Origin of the sequence: Commensalibacter sp. A3DC (assembly GCF_047307945.1) — a bacterium.
Taxonomy (GTDB): domain Bacteria; phylum Pseudomonadota; class Alphaproteobacteria; order Acetobacterales; family Acetobacteraceae; genus Commensalibacter; species Commensalibacter melissae.
The window spans coordinates 1-17,287 of sequence record NZ_JAXOQA010000041.1 but is presented as its reverse complement, the minus strand read 5'-3'; the positions used below and the strand labels follow the sequence as shown (position 1 = coordinate 17,287).

16 protein-coding genes and 2 tRNA genes are annotated in these 17,287 nt (G+C 36.1%); 9 read left to right on the top strand and 9 right to left on the bottom strand.

Annotated features, from left to right (window positions below; translation table 11 throughout):
• Window positions 1–197: 197 nt before the first annotated feature.
• The 4 genes from U0839_RS06115 (at window position 198) to U0839_RS06100 (ending at window position 2,029) form a co-directional block, all read left to right on the top strand.
• The gene (locus tag U0839_RS06115; protein ID WP_413550292.1) at window positions 198–695 is read left to right on the top strand and encodes a hypothetical protein; all 498 of its coding nucleotides are present in this window, start codon (window positions 198–200) and stop codon (window positions 693–695) included.
• Window positions 696–697: 2 nt separating this feature from the next.
• Window positions 698–1,129, top strand: coding sequence for a hypothetical protein (locus U0839_RS06110; protein WP_198193116.1), 432 nt, complete (start codon window positions 698–700; stop codon window positions 1,127–1,129).
• A 46-nt stretch (window positions 1,130–1,175) separates the two neighbouring features.
• The gene (locus U0839_RS06105) at window positions 1,176–1,592 is read left to right on the top strand and encodes an outer membrane protein assembly factor BamE (protein ID WP_155569311.1); all 417 of its coding nucleotides are present in this window, start codon (window positions 1,176–1,178) and stop codon (window positions 1,590–1,592) included.
• 65 nt (window positions 1,593–1,657) lie between these two features.
• Entirely contained in the window at window positions 1,658–2,029 is a 372-nt protein-coding gene (locus U0839_RS06100; RefSeq protein WP_146206640.1) for a DUF1499 domain-containing protein, read from the top strand.
• 3 nt (window positions 2,030–2,032) lie between these two features.
• Here the strand turns inward: U0839_RS06100 and U0839_RS06095 are convergent, their stop codons facing one another.
• Together U0839_RS06095 and U0839_RS06090 are read right to left on the bottom strand one after the other, a co-directional pair.
• Window positions 2,033–2,437 carry a hypothetical protein gene (locus tag U0839_RS06095; RefSeq protein WP_110438090.1) on the bottom strand — a complete coding sequence of 135 codons (405 nt, stop codon included), beginning with the start codon at window positions 2,435–2,437 and terminating at the stop codon, window positions 2,033–2,035.
• The gene (locus U0839_RS06090) at window positions 2,437–3,045 is read right to left on the bottom strand and encodes a hypothetical protein (RefSeq protein WP_155565538.1); all 609 of its coding nucleotides are present in this window, start codon (window positions 3,043–3,045) and stop codon (window positions 2,437–2,439) included. The genes U0839_RS06095 and U0839_RS06090 overlap by 1 nt, the downstream gene beginning before the upstream one ends.
• Before the next feature lie 517 nt (window positions 3,046–3,562).
• Between U0839_RS06090 and gpt the strand changes: the two genes are divergently transcribed.
• The 4 genes from gpt to U0839_RS06070 all read left to right on the top strand — a co-directional run bounded on the left by gpt (window position 3,563) and on the right by U0839_RS06070 (window position 4,634).
• Complete coding sequence (gene gpt / locus U0839_RS06085; protein ID WP_110438092.1) at window positions 3,563–4,036, top strand: xanthine phosphoribosyltransferase; 474 nt, start codon at window positions 3,563–3,565, stop codon at window positions 4,034–4,036.
• A 67-nt stretch (window positions 4,037–4,103) separates the two neighbouring features.
• Window positions 4,104–4,181 (top strand) — tRNA-Pro (locus U0839_RS06080).
• 59 nt (window positions 4,182–4,240) lie between these two features.
• Window positions 4,241–4,549: an NADH dehydrogenase ubiquinone Fe-S protein 4 gene (locus tag U0839_RS06075; protein WP_122123665.1), complete on the top strand. Its 309-nt coding sequence runs from the start codon at window positions 4,241–4,243 to the stop codon at window positions 4,547–4,549.
• 11 nt (window positions 4,550–4,560) lie between these two features.
• Window positions 4,561–4,634 (top strand) — tRNA-Arg (locus U0839_RS06070).
• A gap of 23 nt (window positions 4,635–4,657) precedes the next feature.
• Here U0839_RS06070 and U0839_RS06065 read toward each other — a convergent pair.
• Window positions 4,658–5,320 carry a L,D-transpeptidase family protein gene (locus tag U0839_RS06065; protein ID WP_155565539.1) on the bottom strand — a complete coding sequence of 221 codons (663 nt, stop codon included), beginning with the start codon at window positions 5,318–5,320 and terminating at the stop codon, window positions 4,658–4,660.
• Window positions 5,321–5,843: 523 nt separating this feature from the next.
• On the opposite strand from U0839_RS06065, the gene putA reads away from it, so the two are divergent.
• Window positions 5,844–9,485 carry a bifunctional proline dehydrogenase/L-glutamate gamma-semialdehyde dehydrogenase PutA gene (putA, locus tag U0839_RS06060; protein ID WP_155565540.1) on the top strand — a complete coding sequence of 1,214 codons (3,642 nt, stop codon included), beginning with the start codon at window positions 5,844–5,846 and terminating at the stop codon, window positions 9,483–9,485.
• Window positions 9,486–9,607: 122 nt separating this feature from the next.
• Here the strand turns inward: putA and U0839_RS06055 are convergent, their stop codons facing one another.
• From U0839_RS06055 to U0839_RS06030, 6 genes are all read right to left on the bottom strand, one after another.
• Window positions 9,608–10,981, bottom strand: a complete 1,374-nt coding sequence (locus U0839_RS06055) for a 4Fe-4S binding protein (RefSeq protein ID WP_110438096.1) — start codon at window positions 10,979–10,981, stop codon at window positions 9,608–9,610.
• Window positions 10,982–11,007: 26 nt separating this feature from the next.
• Window positions 11,008–11,838, bottom strand: a complete 831-nt coding sequence (locus U0839_RS06050) for an FTR1 family iron permease (protein WP_110438097.1) — start codon at window positions 11,836–11,838, stop codon at window positions 11,008–11,010.
• Between the two features lie 11 nt (window positions 11,839–11,849).
• On the bottom strand, window positions 11,850–12,179 hold the full coding sequence (locus U0839_RS06045) for a cupredoxin domain-containing protein (RefSeq protein WP_155568187.1): 330 nt from the start codon (window positions 12,177–12,179) through the stop codon (window positions 11,850–11,852).
• A 130-nt stretch (window positions 12,180–12,309) separates the two neighbouring features.
• A complete protein-coding gene (locus U0839_RS06040) occupies window positions 12,310–12,840 on the bottom strand; it encodes an iron transporter (RefSeq protein WP_413550291.1) in 531 nt (176 codons plus the stop codon).
• A gap of 483 nt (window positions 12,841–13,323) precedes the next feature.
• The gene (locus U0839_RS06035) at window positions 13,324–14,550 is read right to left on the bottom strand and encodes an autotransporter strand-loop-strand O-heptosyltransferase (RefSeq protein WP_413550290.1); all 1,227 of its coding nucleotides are present in this window, start codon (window positions 14,548–14,550) and stop codon (window positions 13,324–13,326) included.
• 12 nt (window positions 14,551–14,562) lie between these two features.
• Window positions 14,563–16,851, bottom strand: coding sequence for a Hint domain-containing protein (locus tag U0839_RS06030; protein ID WP_413550289.1), 2,289 nt, complete (start codon window positions 16,849–16,851; stop codon window positions 14,563–14,565).
• Window positions 16,852–17,287 lie beyond the last annotated feature (436 nt).

Here is a 17,287-nt window from a genome sequence, read left to right as displayed (position 1 = left end):
ACAAGTAATTATCAATAAAATAAAATCAGTCAAAACTTGCCAAAACTATTCATTTTTAAAGACAAAAAACAAAAAATAATTTAAGATAATTGAAAAATCAAATTGGGATTTTTAAATAAACCTTTTTACCAAATTATATTATAATAATTTCGTATGTAAAAAAAATAACGGAATGATTTTCCAAATCGGATACACCAATGCTAACTATCAAAAATTATTTGAATTTGAATATCATTATCGGAATTACATTGGCATTAATCCCCTTATCTGTTCATGCAAAAAATGACAAATATTTGACAACAATGGAAATTCGGACTTTACAGACAAGGGAATTCCCGAATTTATCTTCTTCTCAAGCCTATCAAATTGCTTTGTCTACCTTTCAGGATCTTGGATTTATTATTACAGAAACTTCACCTGCCATGGGGCTTATCGCAGCCAACCAGACTCACCCTGATTTAAATCAGGTTATTTTGGCAACTTTAACTTTAAGTTCAAAAAATGATTCTGTTCATACAATCATTGCACGCCTATCCTTAAGTGCCTATCCACTTTATAATGGTGAAGAAGGTGCAAATTTAAACGGTGGTCCTCCAAGACAATCTGAAATCATTCGATCCCCTGTAACATATCAACAGTTTTTTGATGCCTTTTCCTATTCACTATCCCTTCACCAAAATTACACATCCCGATGAAAATGACACTTAAATTTTTTCTTTGCATATTGGGGTTGTCATGTTTCTCACTGACAGCTTGTTCAAACAATAATGAATCTGTGCTTCCCGCCACTCAAAAACGTGTAAATGAAACGCGTACATTCGAGGCACCTAATCGAGATATTTTGTTGAAAACCATTATTACAACACTGCAGGATCAAGGTTTTAATATTGTAAAAGTCAATTTGGACAGTTCCGAGGTAACGGCACAACAAAACAGCAATATAATATTGAGTGTAATGACATATCCCATTGATAGAAATAAATTTGCTGTAAGAGTCAATGGACAAATTTACAATAATTTCAGCGCTTCCTCAACCGGATACGAAAATATAGCAGACCCTGTTTTTTATCAAAAGAATTTTTTTGAACCACTATCCCGGTCACTTTTCTTGCAAAATCATCCATTTTAACCTTACTGTAAATAATGGCTTCTCTATTTAATAATGGACAAACATCATGCGCTTTCTCAAATATGTGATTATTCCCACCACAGTTTTACTCATGGCTGGTTGTGAATCAGCATCAAAACAGGCCCAAGATGCTCAGACGGCTCAAAATACAGATGCCCATCTGACTCTTGGAAGCATTGAAAGCCAACTTCATAAAGGTATGAGTAATGCCTCGGTTGTTGAAATTTTTGGGCCACCCAATATTGTAACTTCCGATGATCAACATCAGGAAGTATGGGTGTATGATCGAATTTCAACCATGCGTACACATTCCAGTTCTGGAGGATGGGCAACCATTGTTATCCTCGGGTTGGGAAACAAAGCCAATACATCCAGCACGTCACAACGAACACTCACCTTGATTGTTAAATTTGACCATAATCAAAAAGTTAAAGATTATTCTTATAGATATAGCAATTTCTAGGAATGCAAACATTTTCTCGTATATATATTTCTATATCCCTTTGGGGCCAAATCTTCATTGGGATCATGGTTTTATTAAATCCGCTTCAAACTGTTTTGGCAAAACCGCAACAGACTCTTGCACTAAGGGCTGTTCAGAGTCGATCATTTGAAACTACGGATCAGCAAAAAATGATCCAGGCCATTTCATCTACGCTGCAAGACATGGGATATATCATTGTGAGATCAAATGATCAGATCGGTTTTGTCACGGCAACCCATTTTACAGATGACATAATTGAAATTACCGTTACGACACAACCCAATAAAGATCATATTATCGTCAGGGCTATGGCTCGTATGAATAACTTGCCATTGGACAAAAACCCTGAATTCTATCAAAATTTTTTCAATCAGTTATCTCAAGCCACATTCTTGAACGCCAACGCCATTTATTAAAGATCAGGATAAATTACGTGACAACGTATCAAAAAATTCCTGATAAACTTGGGGTGACGTTACGGGATATTGATTGTAGCGCAAAGCTATACGAACTGTCGTACCATGGTTCACCATTGATATTAACATTATATTTGCCTGCATAATATGTCCGTTTTCCAGACGTATGACTTCAATCAGATGGCTTAGATCATCCACCCTGACAATTTGAAAATCCAGACTGACCAGTGTTTTAATTACGGCTTGATTAACCCTATTTATATCTGACTGATCAAATTGCCGCATTTGCATATTACGAAGCTGACCTGTCGGTAAATCAGTTAATCTCAGGCTTGTTGGTATGGAATTCCCATTACATCCTGCCAACAATAAAACCACGACCACAGAAAATAAATGAAAAATTTTCATTAGGATTGAGCCTGTAAATAAATCGCTTTTGACAAAGCATCAAAGAAATTCTGATAAATTTTTGGATCCCGGACTAACCAGATTTCACCGACATGTCCGTCATTGTAAAAATCACGCATTTCAATTGAAACATGAATTTGAAATCCTTTTTTATTATTTTCCAAAGGCAAAAGCACAACAGAAACAGAACTGTTTTTCTTGGCAACATATAAACTATTTTGTCCACCAGCCAGTTCAAACGGTCCCAGCTGAATTGCCAAATTTCCACCCGCCCACGGTTTTTGATGAAAATGAGTGATCGGAATTCCAAAAAAACTCAAAGGCTGACCAATATCATATGTCTGGTCTGCATATAAGGTGCCAACCCCCGCATTCACCTCTCTTATAACATAATGCTGATCTTGGACAACATTCATTACAGCACGCATAAGTTCTGATCTATCAGTTATATCGAAATCCCTGCTTTGCATCGAAAAACGAGCGACCCTGTCTGAGGTTAACCTCATACTATTTTGAGGAGGTGTATCAGAAGCTGAACATGCACTTAAAAAAATTAAGATGACAACCAAACTATCTAGACAATAAGAAATTAGGTTTTTCTTATCCATATTCACATAATCCGTATTGACTTCTGAAATCTTGAAACGAATTTCCAATATTTAAAAGCCTATATTTAATAACTGTAACAAATATTGTAATCATAAAATATACAGTTTCATTTTACATTAATATTTTCCCATATTAAAATAAACAAGATATATTTGTTTGGATCGTTTCGTTATAAATTCTTTACCGTTTTACCATGGATTCTTTATGAGTGATAAATCAAACTTCAGGGCAGGTTCAATCTAAAGGGTAACTCCTAGCAATAAGCAGGGAAGTTTTCCTTTAAAAATTGATTCTGATTCAGTCATTGGTTCCAAAAATACTTTTTTTACTTAATTAACCCACTCTTTTGCCAGAATCCCTCTTGGAAAAACATGTTTGTGCCATTATTAATTTACCTTTCAACCATCAGGGATCAACTGCATTCGACACGATAGTGCTTTGTATGCCTGATTCCAAAAGTTATTACATTCCTATTCAGCCAGATTACTCAATTCCAAATGGAGGTTCTTTATTTTAATGGCTACCAAATATATGACCGTTTCCTGGGATCAATTACACAAAGATGCCCGTATATTATCTGAACGCTTGAGCAATTTTAATTTCAGAGGAATTATCGCGATAACACGTGGCGGGTTAATTCCCGCGGGAATTATTGCACGTGAATTGGAACTTCGTTTGATTGATACAATATCAGTTGTCACTTATGATGAAGAAAAAAGAGGTGAATTAAATATCATTAAAAATCCCTCCATTACCGAAGATGGTAATGGTTTTCTAATTATTGACGACCTTGTTGATTCGGGAATTACTGCCAAAGCTATTCGTAAGTTGTTACCAAAAGCTTATTTTGCCTGCCTTTATGCCAAACCTGCCGGCAAGGAATATACTGACCAATTTATCATGGAAGTTCAACAGGATATGTGGATCCTGTTCCCATGGGATATGGCCCCCGCCTTTGCACCCCCTCTTATCAAATCCCAAAAAAAATAAAAAAAAGCATATTTTATAAAAAAATAACTTGCCTTATAGCGCAGAACAGGATAGCTATAGGGCCATTCGGGGTGTGGCGCAGCCTGGCTAGCGCGCTTGTTTTGGGTACAAGAGGCCCCCGGTTCGAATCCGGGCTCCCCGACCATTAATAAAGACCTTGGGTTAAAATCCTTGGGTATTTTTTAATAAGCAAAAGAGGTTTTCATGACACGGGCGCGAATTTATAAATGCCCTCAAAAGGCTACACAATCTGGTAAAATTCGCAGTCATAGATGGATTCTTGATTATGGACAATCCTCCCCTCGATCACACGATTCCCTAACTGGATGGGTAGGATGTAGTGAGACACAAACTGAAGTAAAACTCAGTTTCCCTACAAAAGATCAAGCAATTCAATATGCAGAAAAAAATTCAATTGCTTATGATTTGGAAGAACCAGGTAGTCATCATTATGTTGTCAAAAATTATGAAGATAATTTTCACAACAATCGGAAAATGAACTGGACTCACTGAAATTATTTTTTGCGCCCTTAGCTCAGCTGGATAGAGCAACAGCCTTCTAAGCTGTGGGCCGCTGGTTCGAATCCAGCAGGGCGCATTTCCAATTTTTCGCAAAGCTGCTTAATCATTTTTTATAGATGGCAAATTCCAAACCTGTTGTTTCTGATGATAAACAACTTTAGGTAATAATACATAAATTGGATGATAATCAGGATTAAGCCATCTAAGAATTTGTGTCATATCCTTTTCATCCATTGCTGTACAACCTGAAGTCACCGCATTCGCATTTTTTCTTAAATGTGCAAAGATACAGCTTCCATAATGAGGAATATTCTTCTCATTATGCTCAATGACAAAACCTAATTTATAAAGTTGGTCCCCTTTAAAATGAATATCCCTACGCATAGGTTCAGACAAAATAAATTTTTCTTTTAAAGAAAAATTTTGTTTATCAATAATTTGATTGTATTGAGACGATGTAGGATCATCAATACAGTAATCATATTGTGTCATGACATGGTAAGGATAATTTATAGAAAGATTATTCCTATAACCAAATGCAAAGCCTATTTTGAATATTCCAACAGGACTGCGCTTATCACCCTCTTTTTTGTACAGACCTTCTTGGATAAATGGATGCAATCCCCTGCCCCAAGCCAATCCTTGACTACCTAGAGATACAGAAACACCATTTCCTTTTTTGTGCCATTTTGAATGCAAATATTCAAATTTGTATAACTTTCCCCTATTACTATACCATCCATCAGTTATAACAACGATCATTTGCTGTTTTTTTTGCCAGTGATACAAAATTGATTTTTGTGAATGATTACAACTTGAAAAAAATAAACAACCTATTAATGGAATGATTTTTTTTGAAAATAAATTAAACAAATTATTCAATATCCATTTTTGATGAACACCATATTCTCAAACAGAATCGAAAACAATTTTTACTATAAAAATACAATAATAACGTATCACCAAATATACGATTCATTAAGCTGTCACTTTTAATCAATATCTCAAATAATATGTAATATTTTCAGTTGCTTCCATAAGGTAAAACCAACAATCGCTGATTAAATTACAATATAATAATTTCGTTGCAGTTAAATACATAATTACGTAAACATAATTCATATCCTGTTTTTTTCATTATTAAATTAAAACAATAGCTCAATAAATAAACATAAAATTTATAATAAAATTATCATATTTATATAATATTTGTTTTATTCAATGGATAAATTATGTAAGAAGCGACATAATCTTAAATATTATATTTTCAGTTTCGAGGATTTTTATGTCTGTTTTTTCTCAATTTGACAATAATATACGCACTCAGAACTCTTTAAGAGATAAAATTACGGCGACAATACGGCTTCCAGAAACGGAATGTGTCAAAACCCTACTTCCACAAGCTACCCTATCTGATGAAATGAACAGACAGATATCGGAACATGCAAGATCATTAACACAATATTTAAGAGAACATCGTAACCTGAAGGGTGTCGAGACTCTTGTTCAGGAGTTCTCATTATCTTCCGCAGAAGGCGTTGCACTTATGTGCCTTGCCGAAGCTCTTTTACGCATTCCTGATACTGAAACACGTGATGCATTAATCAGGGATAAGATCAGCACTGGTGACTGGATATCACATGCAGGTTTCAAGAAACCTATTTTCACCAACGCCGCCGCATGGGGACTTGCTTTGACAGGAAAACTCGTTACGCCTGTAAAAGAAAAAAATCTTGCAGCAACCCTTACAAAATTGGTACAGCGGCAAGGTGAAAGCATAATCCGTATCGCCCTTGATCGGGCTATGCGCATGATGGGTGAACAATTTGTTCTTGGCCAAACAATGGAAGAGGCTTTAAATCAAAGCAGAAAAATGGAAGATATCGGATTTCGTTATTCGTACGATATGCTTGGCGAGGCTGCGATAACAGAAGAAGATGCGGAACGTTACAGGGTTGATTATGAAAATGCTTTGCATGCAATCGGCCGTTCAACACATGGAAACTCGGTTTATGAACGTGCTGGATTATCCATTAAATTATCCGCTTTACACCCCCGTTATTCTCGTTCCCAATATGACCGAGTCATGAAAGAACTCCTTCCGACTTTAACGAATTTGGTTCGTCTTGCACGCCAATATAATATTGGCATCAATATTGATGCAGAAGAGAGTGAACGCCTTGAAATCTCTCTTGATTTGATGGAAGCCTTATGTAATCACCCAGATCTGAAAAACTGGAACGGTATTGGTTTTGTTGTCCAAGCTTATGGCCGCAGGGCTCCCTATGTCCTGGATTATTTGATTGATCTGGCTCGTCGAACAAACCGCAGATTGATGGTACGTTTGGTAAAGGGTGCCTATTGGGACAGTGAAATTAAAAAAGCGCAGGTTGAAGGTCAATCCGATTTTCCTGTCTATACCCGCAAAATTCATACAGATATTAGTTATATTGCATGCGCGAAAAAATTATTGTCCAATAGAGACGCAATTTTTCCACAGTTTGCCACACATAATGTTCGAACACTTGCAACAATTTATGCACTTGCAGGAAAAGATTATGATATTGAACAATATGAATTTCAGTGTCTCCATGGTATGGGTGAACAGTTATATAGCAAAATCGTACAAGCGGGTGATCTTTCACGACCATGTCGTATATACGCCCCTGTAGGAACACATGAAACTTTGCTTGCTTATCTTGTTCGCAGATTATTGGAAAATGGAGCTAATTCTTCATTTGTAAACCAGATTGGCAACAGTGATATTTCAATTGATCAACTGATTGCAAACCCTGTGGATGAAGCTCTGAAAGTAAATCCTGTTGGCAGTCCTCATCCAGCCATCCGTTTACCACGCTCCATTTATGGTCAGGAAAGACTGAATTCAAGAGGCATTGATTTCAATAATGAATTTACCCTACATGATCTTTCTAAGGCCCTTAAAGATTCTCCAGCATCTTGGGAAGCATTTCCAATTCTTGCAGGAAAAAAAACTAAGTTCAAAAACAAACCATTGGATGTTTTAAATCCTGCTGATCATAACGATAAGGTAGGGACAGTTATCGAGGCATCACAAGCGGAAATTGATCGTGCGTTCAAATCGGCAGTAAAGGGTGCCAAGGACTGGGCTGGATTGGATCCTGATAAAAGGGCTGTTCCCTTGCTGAAAGCTGCAGATCTTTTGGAAGAGCAATTGTATCCTTTATTGGGATTGATTATTCGTGAAGCGGGAAAATCTTTTCCCAATGCCCTGGCTGAAGTAAGAGAAGCGATTGACTTTCTCAGATACTATGGTTCAACAGTTGCCAGAACTTTCAATAATAATACTCACGCACCATTGAGTGGACCCGTTGTTTGCATCAGCCCATGGAATTTCCCACTGGCCATTTTTATCGGGCAAATTTCTGCAGCTCTTGCTGCCGGAAATCCTGTTATTGCCAAACCAGCCGAGGAAACGCCTTTAATTGCCACTAAGGCAGTTCAAATTATGCATGAAGCGGGTATACCGGAAGAAATTCTTCAATTATTACCCGGTAAGGGAAATATTGGGGCATCTCTTATTTCAAATAAGGAAGTCCATGGAGTAATGTTTACAGGATCAACAGCAGTTGCCCGTGAAATTTCTAAAAATCTTGCCAGCAGAAGATCTCCATCAGGCAACATTATTCCTTTTGTGGCTGAAACAGGCGGACAAAATGCACTTATCGTTGATTCCTCTGCCCTCGCCGAACAAGTTGTTGTTGATATCATCAGTTCTGCATTTGACAGTGCCGGTCAACGATGCTCTGCCCTAAGGGTATTGTACGTTCAGGAAGATTGCGCGGATCGGGTTATTACCATGTTACGGGGTGCAACCAAGGAGCTCATTATAGATAATCCTCTTTCTCTCAAAACCGACATAGGTCCTGTAATCAGTCAGGATGCATTAAATCGTCTAAATAATCATGTCGAATATATGAAAAAGAAAGGATTTAAGATCTGCTCCCTACCTTTACCTGAAAAAACAGAAAATGGTACATTTATGATGCCGACCATAATCGAAATCAATCAGATATCCGATATTCCTGATGAAGTTTTTGGTCCTGTCCTTCATGTTGTTCGATTTAGACGAGATCAGATTGACAATATAATTAAATCGATAAACCAAGCAGGATTTGGGTTAACGTTTGGTATTCATTCCCGTATTGATGAAACCATTGAAAATGTAACAAAAAAAATTAATGCCGGTAATATATACATTAACCGTAATATCATTGGGGCGATTGTTGGCGTACAACCTTTTGGAGGAAAAGGTCTTTCCGGAACAGGACCAAAGGCAGGTGCACCCTTCATTCTAAGAAGGATGTTGCAACAAAGCCCCGTTTTCGATGAATTCCCCAAACAATCTCTACCCCTTATTGCACAGCAGTGGCTGGACTGGTTGACAAGCAATCAAAAGAATTTTGTTTCTACAGCAAAAAATCTATTATCCCATACAATAGTAAATTCAAATATTGAATTAAATGGACCAGTAGGTGAAAAAAATATTTATTCTCTCTCACCACGAGGAACAGTATTATGTATCGCTAAAACACGAGATATCTTATTGAGACAAATTTCCTTGTCCCTGAAATGTGGAAATTCAGTCCTGATTTTTGCACCTGATCAGATCACAGAATGGTATTCACAATTGCCCCATGAATTGTCATTACACATCAGAAAGGTTAAATCAATGAATGAGCAACCTTGCACGATCATTCTGGGTGAAAAAGATGTTCCCGAATTTGAAGAGGCTCGTCAGAACATGGCATTTTCAGACAATGGAATTATTTCTGCACTAGATGTAGATGAAAATTTCGAAAATACAGATCTTCTCATGGAAGAGATCTCCATAAGCAATAACACGACTGCTGCAGGGGGAAATGCCTCTTTAATGACAATAGATTAATATCAATTTTGATTTATAAAACACAAACCCTTATTATTTTATATAATAGGGGTTCAATAAAGACCGACCCTATTTACAGAATAAAAAAGATAGGGTTTTCATTTATTAATGTTTTCAATTATTTACCATATCCAAAACATTAAAACCCATGCCCCAACAACGGGTATTACAGATACAGTATAAAGGGTAAACGATAAAAACATTTGATAAAAATATTTATTATATTTCCGAAGAATTTTATAGCCCAAGTATAAACTCCAAATACTGGCACCCCCCAGAATAATCGCACGCATATCCTTTAGCCACCAAAAGACAATCCCCTCATATTGAAGTAATTTGACACTTGTTGCGTTGAGACCGAGAAAAAGACCTGCCGCTGCCAAAGGTATGAGTGCTTGGGAAAAATATAGATAAAAATCAGGTTTATGATAAAGTCTGGCCAAAAATTTGTAGATCAATGTTAACCACACGCCATAAAGGATTCCGGATCCAAGAATGTAGAAACTGACACAAAAGCCATCCAGCAAATTGAAACTATCATTGTTGGCAGGGTAATTCGTTAAAATCCACCAGGGAGCCGTTGCATTCAATGGCCAAAATATTTCATGATTAACCAACCATTCTGCCAGATATTGTTTAAAATAAACGAACCAAGGCGAAACCGTCCACGTAAATGCTCCAATAGCAACGCCAATCATACCGAATAACAATAGTCTGATCTGCCAAATATTTTGCTGTTCATTACCGTAAACAAGAATTTCTTCATTCACGGACCTCGTCTGCAAACTGACAGCATTTCTATAGCCTGCACAACGTCCACACATATGGCAAGCTGAAACGCCATGAAGCTGTCGAATATTAATCATTGGTGGGCAATGCGGATTTGAATGCTCTTTTTCTTGAAATTCTGACCATTTTTGCTGATCTGTCTTAAAAGTAAAAGGAGAAAGCCGAGAAAGAAGATTAAACACACCATTAACCGGGCACAGATAACGACACCAGACACGGTTACCATTTCCATATAGATATCCAATAACTATTGCTGCTGCTGTTGAACCTCCCAGTATCAATAATGCAGGTATCGCATAATCATAAACACTTATAAGTTGTCCATACAAAGTGGTTAATATAAAAGCAATCGCTGGCCAACCTCTCCATTTGAGTAAACGGGGGATTTTCTTGTTTCGTCCGAAATTTTTGGATGTCCATTCCGTCAAAGTTCCCTCTGGACAAAATACACCACACCAAATTCGTCCTATAAATAACATTGACAATATTACAAAGGGCCACCAGATCCCCCAAAAAACAAATTGGGCAAATAAAACAATATTGTTAAAAATATGCGAATGTTTTGGGGGTAAATGCATTAAAGCGGGAATAATCAGAAGCAAAAAATAAATTGCAACAACAAACCATTTAATTCCCTGAATAATGGTTTGATGACGTTGCATAGCAATTCCCGTTTGATTAATTGCCTTTTTCAGCAAAACCCTCATTATTTGTTCCAATGTTATTTATTGTATTAATAAGTTTTTTTAAAAGTTACGTTGCACAATAAAATGGCAATGAACCAGTAAATAACAAGAGCTGAAATTTGCATTAATGAAGGTTCCGCATGATAACCTGTCAAACCTGTTAAGGTACTGTTGTCAGGAATAAACCCTGCTGTACTCCATACAGGATTATCCATAAAATTATAAATCCATTCCGGAATATCATAAGCGGCAATCTGGACAGAGGCTTTATCAATGGCGCTTATAAAAAGTCCACCACCAATTAGAAGCAAAAGAAATTCGCTGACAATGAAAAACCATTTCCATGAAATGAATTTAAATGATTTCTGTAAACACCAAAATGTTAGCAATGCCAAGATTAATCCCAAAAAACCGCCCAGTATAAATAATCCCAATGAAGATCCCTTTTGTTCCGCACCAATACCTGCCAAAAATACAACTGTTTCTGATCCCTCTCTTGCGACTGCCAGCATGGATAAAAGAAGAATCCCTATTCCACTTCCGGATTTCTGTACACTTTCGGCTGCCTCCTGTTCAAGATGCTTTTTCATACCTCTACCATGATGATGCATCCAGATTACCATTTGCAATATCAAACATGCCGCGACAAACATCATAATGGTAAAAAACCATTCTCCACCTGCACCGGCAAACCAAGTGCTGGCGATCCAAAATGCAACAGCCAATAATCCTGCAAGCGCCAGACCAAGTCCCGTCCCAATCCATAGCTGTCTTGTCAGGGATACCAGATTTTCCCTTCTCAGCCATGCATATAAAATGCCTATAACCAGTAATGCCTCAACGCTCTCACGCCATACAATAAACAAAGGCGCACCCATAATAAAAACTCCTATTTGGAAATAATGTCAAAGCCTGGCATATTGACGTGAAAATCATCGATAAAATGATATTTCCCGGTTTTAAGCGGATGTATAACCACGAAAGAGGTCACATCAGGCCCCAAGACCTTTTCAACCCTTAAAGAAAGATTTTCAAATTCAGCCGGTACTTTACCTGTATTTTTAATGGTAATTTTAAAACGCTGGTTTGCCGGCACTTCTATTGATGAGGGTTTAAAAACACCATCCGTGATGGTGATATCATAATTTTGAAGTGGTGCACCGAAAACGTGTACTGGCCAAATGGAAAACAATGACAAAACAGCATAAAATTTTTTCATTCTGAATATCCGAAAATATGCTTTTAATGATTGGATTATCAATAAACAATCTCAAATTATTAAGATGTAATATTTATTTATAAATATGTTGAACGTCTTAATAATTTATATTTAATCGCTGGTTTAAATATTAATATCCACCCTTTTTACCAGTTCCGGCATATGTAAAGTCATATTGTGTGACACATTCCCCAAACCAGGGTGCAACACCCGTTTCCTTGTCAACATGAAGACCAAACATGGATTCTCTGGCCGGTGGAAGAAGCGTGAGTTTTAAATGATATTTTCCCGCTCCCAGAAGTTTGATATTCTCACCATAATGTGGTCCATCATTTGCAACCATTGGATGAAGTATACCTTGTAATTTTTTCTCATCACCAATTTTGGTTAACTCATATGATACTTGTAGATAAGGCATCCAGCTGCCTTCTTGAAAACCATTTTTATTATTGGCTGTTGCATGAATATCCGCTTCAAGATGAACATCAGATTTTGCCGCTGACAACATGATACCGTCAGGCTCCATCTCGATAGGCTGCAGATAGACTGCAGCAATTTCCATATTTCCACATATCTGTGGTTTGCCAATGGGATATTCTACGGCCAAGGCTGGTGTTGAAAATAGGATTGTACAACCTATCAAAAGATATTTCTTAAACATTATAAATTACTTTCCTTAATCAAATATGTGATCGAATCAATGAGTTAGAGCATAAAATGAGAATAGGAATCAATTTTATATGCAAATAAAAATTAATAGCAACTGTTTATATTAAAATATCAATTTTATTCATAAAAGTTTATAACAATGCATTCATATGCAAGTTTGACCAGACCTGTATATTCAAAAAGAATTGCCTGATTATCTGAAATCTGGGAACAAATACATACAACCTAACATCTTATTGCAATAAGAAAACAATTATTAGCATTTTACAAAATATAAAATGTGAATTACTTAATAAAATTTATGTAATGTTAAAAAATTATTTAACAAGATATTTATGTAATTTTTTATTATTGATATTAGGGAAATATTTTAATTAATTTATTATATATAATTAGGAACAATTTAATTGTTTTTAAAATTTATTATCAGGGAATTTTTATACTTCCATGATAATAAATTTATATTCTGGTAGAATCATTCTTTATTTATATTTGAAATCAGTTTTTGAATGACTTGAATAACAAAAGTAGAAGTTATTGATTTCGTACATTCATAATGTCTGGGCGTATCACGATGTCGTGGACACCACGTATAATTATCATGTTCGAATTCATATTTCATATCATTCCAGCAGGAATTACAGACATGCCAATTTATAATCCGATAAGGCGTATAGAATTCGTTCATGGGATGGGTAAATCCGGAAATCATGACAACAGGAATATTCATTGTCCACGCCATCCAGGACAATCCTGAACTCAATCCAACAAAAAATTCGGCATGTTTCAACCACCTTGCGCGTTCTGATAAAGGCCGGTTTCCTGTTTCATTTTCCGCATTGTAAGGTATGGAATTAAATATTATACCATGTCCCGAAATGGTATTCTGATCAATGCAGATCACCCTGTAGTTTTGACTTTTCAAATAATCAACAACAAGTTCCCAACCTTTGGGATTGTTCCAATATTTACATTGAGAGCTTGCTTGAACGGCAATACATACATATTTTTCTTTGATAGGCCTGGATTCATCAGGTAATCTAAGGGTTAGTTTCTCATCTTTTTCTGTCGACAACCCCAAAATGTAAGCTGCTGTTTTATGCAACCCCACCAACCTGAAATCACATGGCTGATATAAATTTTGCTCATCCTTGAAAAACAGACCAAAATAATAACAGGCATAACTATCAGAAAATATGTTATTTTCCTCGGCCTTTTTCATTGTTGTAAAATTGATTTCTGGATATGATCTTTTTAAAAGATCAATAAATTTTTCATCAATTATACAGTGCAGCTTACACGAATGTTTTTTCTTGAATTCAATGGCGTAGGGTAACCAGGCAAAAGTATCACCGATTGTTCCAACCGGACATTGAATGACAACCTTTTTATCTTTTAGATCAAGTTGATGATTGAACAAATGTCTGGTTACATTATTTTCTATTTCCTCCACAGTAATTTTAAAATTGACATAAAAACGTTTGGAGGAACTGACCGTTCCCCCAGCGACTTGACCTTGGAACAGGATATTGCCGGTATCAAGATCTTGCAATGTAACTTTCCATAATCCCTTTTCTCTTTTGGGAAGCATTACTCTGGCACCCAAATTGAAATCGTATCGGATTTCTTTGGGTGCTGACTGAGTAGGTACAGGTGTCACATTTACATAGGATTTTTTATCCTTTGATGATGCAGACGTCATGTAAATCCGATTTTACTGTTGTACCGCTTTTCTGTGTTCTTCATTTTCCTCAAGAACATAGGGACCTGCAGAAACGATTTCCAGAACGAGAACACATTTATCGTCTTTGCAATAATCCTCCAAAGGTAAAAAGGCATTGCCATTTGTCCATCTGACTGAATCACTGTCCAGTTTATGCCATCCATCAAGATTTTCTTCACTGAGATGAACATCAATATCAAAACTCTTATTTTTATTGAAAAGCTTGATATTCTTGATCAATAGACCGAGATAGCGTCTATCATCAACAAATGGACCAATAACATCACTTGGTCGGCTTGCACGGGAAACAATCCGGACATTCTTGGTATTTTTTGGAATAACGAAGGTTACTTTTCCATTATCAATTCGCTTTTCGATCACATTGCCATTATCGGCTATAAGGCAAATATCATGATCATTTGTAATTAGGAGTTTTCTGCCTTTTCTATCAATATGTTTGGCCAAAGCCTGATCCAAGAGGGAATTATATACTTTTTCCACACTATCACGATCAACGTTTAATGGAGCCGCGGCATCGTTTACCCAATTTTTAGGCAACCGGATAACATTATTTTCAACATCCTTGATGGTGTCCCTGGTATTCAAATAACTTTCAGTAAGCATCCCATTCGCCGTGATGACAGAATGTTCTCCTGTTTCAATATGATAGTATCTGTACATTTTTTGTGAATGATCGTAAAAAATGGAATGATTATTGACCAACATACGCACGGGTATAAATTTACCATCAATAAACAGGCAATGTTCAGGTGTTACATAAGTATCTTGATATGGAATATTCTCGGAAATGGCATCTTTCAGAATACAGACAGGATATCCACCCTCATCATCGGGCAAATGCGTGTTAACAAAATGTGTATCACTGACTATGGAGGTTATGGGCTGTAATTGCAACCCGTTTTCTGTGTGAATATAAACCCTGTCATTCACCACAAGATTTTCAACCGCGATATCACCCCTATCAGTTTTGATTAAAGTTCCGGCTAAAAAGCATGGATATGTTTCATCACCTTTAATGGGTAATGTTATATCTGTTCCATTTGCATTTGCTGAATTATCAATATGAGGATTAACAAACCCTGCGCCATTTGCTATAGTATATTGACCTGCACCATCTGTTGTACGAAAAGAGCTTGATCCCCCCTTCAAATTGGGATTTCTTAATATACCTCCGCTTTTATAATATTCATCTTTAACATCCTTACTTGTGGTAGGATTATAAAAAGTATCATCATCAGATATTCCACCATTTTCAATTTTGGATACTTCTGATATATATTTATTGTGTTGTGAAATTCCCCCACTGGATATATTAAGATAACCATTAAAAACCGTGGAATTTGTCAGTTTACCACCCGACTGAATATTTATAGTTGGATTTGCATCTCCAGAAAATCCACTCACATTAGCTAATTGATAGAGACCATCCACGACTGCCCCGCTATGAATAGTCAATATGCCATGAATCATATCTACTGGACCATAAATCCTTTCGGAGTTGGGCTGTCCATCCCGTTGAAAATAGGTTTTACCTTCTTCATCCACATCCGCGATCCAGTTGCCACCTGTTAACAGAGGATAGTCATTTTCTATCGGATAATTTGTAAAATCAGGCGGGACATAGTTTTCAGGTTCATTATATACAGCCCCACTTGCTATATGTAATCTAACATTTTTAGTGCCTGAATTAATGGAGGTAATATCAGGCATATGATGATCGGTCATCACGGCACCTGACGCGTAGTAAATGTCCGACCTGTTTGCCGCAGTTCTGAAAGAACTTGATCCCCCCGTCAAATTGGGATTAATTAATGTACCGCCACTTTCTGCTGTATCACCTGGATTGTAGAAGGTATCATTATCGGAAATTCCGCCATTATCTATCGTCACTTTTTCTGATACCATAGAGTTATCGGATGAGATACCGCCATTATAAATATGAATATCACCATTTATAAGATTGGAATCTTTAATCACACCACCTGACATAACATTAATTAATGGATTAGCCCGTCCGCCAAATCCACTCACATTCGCTATTTCATTTAACCCGCTTACGACAGCACCACTTTCAATATTCAATGTGCCATGAATCATGTTTACTGGTCCCTTGACCCTGGTAGCACCGCTTACATAGACAGTACTCCCGTCATCAGCTAGTTTTGCGGTCCATTCTCCACCAGATAATATTGGATAATCATTCTGAATAACAAAATGCCTAAAATCCGTATCACTTGAAATAATATTATTACCAGCCATAACAGTTTTATCCCTATAAAATAAAAAATTAAATAATCTAAATCAATCTTTCCAATTGTTTAATATTTCACTTAAGCAATATGAAACCAATTTTCAATATATAATTATAATTTTACCACAATTATAATTATGATGTAATTAATGAAATTATTAACATAATAATTATTTTTAAGATACTGATTTTATTCAGAATTAAAATTCAACTTAAATTTATATAGGTAAATCGGACAAATTCTGTATAAATTTAATAAATTCATGACGTTTTGAAAACGTAAATAATCCTAAACAAAAATAATATGTGAATAATACATATATATTATTGATAAATATGTAAAAAATTTAATAATCAATCATATAAAAAAATTAGTTAGCATTTTTGAGTCTCGAATATATTAAAATATCATTAAAAATTTTTATTCTTTTTTGAATTGTAACA

Excerpts from the sequence above, each read along its gene's own strand:
- U0839_RS06110 (WP_198193116.1), top strand. The coding sequence starts at position 698 with ATGACACTTAAATTTTTTCTTTGCATATTGGGGTTGTCATGTTTCTCA.
- U0839_RS06040 (WP_413550291.1), bottom strand. The coding sequence starts at position 12,840 with ATGTTTAAGAAATATCTTTTGATAGGTTGTACAATCCTATTTTCAACA.
- U0839_RS06045 (WP_155568187.1), bottom strand. The coding sequence starts at position 12,179 with ATGAAAAAATTTTATGCTGTTTTGTCATTGTTTTCCATTTGGCCAGTA.
- putA (WP_155565540.1), top strand. The coding sequence starts at position 5,844 with ATGTCTGTTTTTTCTCAATTTGACAATAATATACGCACTCAGAACTCT.
- U0839_RS06100 (WP_146206640.1), top strand. The coding sequence starts at position 1,658 with ATGGTTTTATTAAATCCGCTTCAAACTGTTTTGGCAAAACCGCAACAG.
- U0839_RS06105 (WP_155569311.1), top strand. The coding sequence starts at position 1,176 with ATGCGCTTTCTCAAATATGTGATTATTCCCACCACAGTTTTACTCATG.
- U0839_RS06115 (WP_413550292.1), top strand. The coding sequence starts at position 198 with ATGCTAACTATCAAAAATTATTTGAATTTGAATATCATTATCGGAATT.
- U0839_RS06050 (WP_110438097.1), bottom strand. The coding sequence starts at position 11,838 with ATGGGTGCGCCTTTGTTTATTGTATGGCGTGAGAGCGTTGAGGCATTA.
- U0839_RS06095 (WP_110438090.1), bottom strand. The coding sequence starts at position 2,437 with ATGAAAATTTTTCATTTATTTTCTGTGGTCGTGGTTTTATTGTTGGCA.
- U0839_RS06055 (WP_110438096.1), bottom strand. The coding sequence starts at position 10,981 with ATGAGGGTTTTGCTGAAAAAGGCAATTAATCAAACGGGAATTGCTATG.
- U0839_RS06030 (WP_413550289.1), bottom strand. The coding sequence starts at position 16,851 with ATGGCTGGTAATAATATTATTTCAAGTGATACGGATTTTAGGCATTTT.
- U0839_RS06035 (WP_413550290.1), bottom strand. The coding sequence starts at position 14,550 with ATGACGTCTGCATCATCAAAGGATAAAAAATCCTATGTAAATGTGACA.
- gpt (WP_110438092.1), top strand. The coding sequence starts at position 3,563 with ATGGCTACCAAATATATGACCGTTTCCTGGGATCAATTACACAAAGAT.
- U0839_RS06075 (WP_122123665.1), top strand. The coding sequence starts at position 4,241 with ATGACACGGGCGCGAATTTATAAATGCCCTCAAAAGGCTACACAATCT.
- U0839_RS06065 (WP_155565539.1), bottom strand. The coding sequence starts at position 5,320 with ATGATCGTTGTTATAACTGATGGATGGTATAGTAATAGGGGAAAGTTA.
- U0839_RS06090 (WP_155565538.1), bottom strand. The coding sequence starts at position 3,045 with ATGGATAAGAAAAACCTAATTTCTTATTGTCTAGATAGTTTGGTTGTC.